The sequence below is a fragment of the Polaromonas sp. P3_C2 genome (genome assembly GCF_056402675.1).
In genome coordinates this window covers 1-1,600 of sequence record NZ_JBFUGX010000829.1, presented here as the reverse complement: position 1 = coordinate 1,600, position 1,600 = coordinate 1, and the positions used below count along the sequence as shown (strand labels likewise).

Sequence of the window (1,600 nt, the reverse complement as noted above, 5' to 3'; positions counted from 1 at the left end):
CTGTATGCCTTCGCCCGCTACAGTGATTTCATGGATGTCTATGAAAAAGGCATCCTGTTCGCGGCCATTCCGGCGGCTATCGCCATGGGCTGGTTCTGGCGGCCGCTGCGGGTACTGATGATGGTGGTCAGCGCCTTCGCGCTGCTGGGCATTGCGTCGTACCAGGGTGACCTGGCGCGCGCCGAGCAGGTGTTCTGGCTCAAATACTTTCTCTCCAGCCAGTCGGCCATTTTGTGGATGAGCGTGCTGTTCTTCATGAGCACGATTTTTTACTGGCTGGGCATGTTTGCCAAAGGCCAGAGCAGCACGTTGGAGTCGCTGGGCTCCAAAATTGCGTGGGTGGCGATCGGCATGGCGCTGATCGGCACGCTGGTGCGCTGGTACGAAAGCTACCTGATTGGCGCAGACGTCGGGCACATCCCGGTCAGCAACCTGTACGAGGTGTTCGTGCTGTTCTGCTGGATGACGGCGGCCTTCTACCTCTACTTTGAATCGCAGTACAACACCCGCGCGCTCGGCGCTTTCGTGATGCTGGTGGTCAGTGCCGCGGTCGGTTTTTTGCTCTGGTACACCGTGATACGCGAAGCCCATGAAATCCAGCCGCTGGTGCCTGCCCTCAAAAGCTGGTGGATGAAGCTGCATGTGCCGGCCAATTTCATCGGCTACGGCATGTTCTCGCTGGCTGCCATGGTGTCGCTGTCCTATCTCATCAAGCAGCAGGCCAACGAGACGCGCTGGCACCGGCTCACGCCGCTGTGGCTGCTGGGCGTGGTGCTGTGTTTTGTCCCTGTCGTGTTTCGCAGCAAGTCGCCGGCCGAAGTGGGCGGCAGCTACTACTGGGTAGGTTACCTGGCCGTGTCGGGGCTGATCGCCGCCGGCATCCTGGTGGGCCGCAAGCGCATTGCCGCGCGCCTGCCCAGCTTTGAAGTGCTGGACGACGTGATGTACAAGGCGATTGCCGTCGGCTTTGCCTTTTTCACCATTGCCACCGTACTCGGCGCCTTGTGGGCGGCCGAGGCCTGGGGCGGCTACTGGAGCTGGGACGCCAAGGAAACCTGGGCGCTGATTGTCTGGCTCAACTACGCGGCCTGGCTGCATATGCGGCTCATGAAGGGCCTGCGCGGCACCGTCGCCGCCTGGTGGGCGCTGGTCGGGCTGGCAGTTACCTCGTTTGCTTTCCTGGGCGTCAACATGTTCCTGTCGGGGCTGCACAGTTACGGAACCTTGTAACTGCCTGCGAGTCTTTTAGAAGCCCTGGCTGAATCCCTGTAAGAAGTTGCTGCGTATTCAGACTAACCCTCAACGGATTTCAAGGACTCATATGCTCATCAAGACCCATGCCGATGGTTTCGACCACCTCGTTCCCAGCGAGATTACGCCGCGCGGCATCTACCATGGCCGTCGCGACCTGATCAAACTGATGGCCACAGGTGCCGCGGGCGTGGCCATGGCCAGCTGGGCGGGCCGCCAGGCGATGGCGCAGACGGTACAAAAACCCGGCAAGCTGGCGGCGCTGGCCGGCGGCAAATCGGCGGTGGCCGGTGCGGTGACCATGGAAAAGATCACCGACTACAAAGATGCCTCTACCTACAACAATTAC

The 1,600-nt window shown here is 60.8% G+C and carries 1 protein-coding gene and 1 pseudogene; both read left to right on the top strand.

What is annotated here, in order from left to right:
• The coding region (gene ccsB / locus AC1DWI_RS22465) for a c-type cytochrome biogenesis protein CcsB (RefSeq protein ID WP_477725822.1) at nt 1–1,230 on the top strand (1,230 nt) is incomplete at its 5' end.
• A gap of 91 nt (nt 1,231–1,321) precedes the next feature.
• Nucleotides 1,322–1,600, top strand: a pseudogene (locus tag AC1DWI_RS22460) (protein-methionine-sulfoxide reductase catalytic subunit MsrP); the annotation flags it as partial.